The sequence below is a fragment of the Bradyrhizobium cosmicum genome (assembly GCF_032290525.1).
Classification (GTDB): domain Bacteria; phylum Pseudomonadota; class Alphaproteobacteria; order Rhizobiales; family Xanthobacteraceae; genus Bradyrhizobium; species Bradyrhizobium cosmicum_A.
Window position 1 is genome coordinate 1 of the sequence record NZ_JASXTA010000380.1, and the last position, 254, is coordinate 254.

The 254-nt window shown below is 63.8% G+C and carries 1 pseudogene; it reads left to right on the forward strand.

From position 1 onward, the window contains the following. Window positions 1-254 (forward strand): annotated as a pseudogene (locus tag QSV46_RS40330) (MBL fold metallo-hydrolase); the annotation flags it as partial.

A 254-nucleotide genomic window follows, 5' to 3' on the forward strand; every position in this document is an offset into this window, starting at 1 on the left:
CTGGAGGCGGGGCTCAAGAAGAAGGTGACGCCCTATGAGTGGGGCAAGGAAGTAGCGCCCGGACTGACGGCGGTGGAAACCATCGGCCACACGCCGGGCCACACGTCCTATGTTCTCGCATCCGGCTCCGACAAGGTGTTCATCCAGTCCGACGTCACCAACCTGCCGGCGCTGTTCGTCACCAATCCGGGCTGGCACCTGATGTTCGACCAGGATCCGGCATTGGCGGAAAAGACCCGCCGCCGGGTCTACGA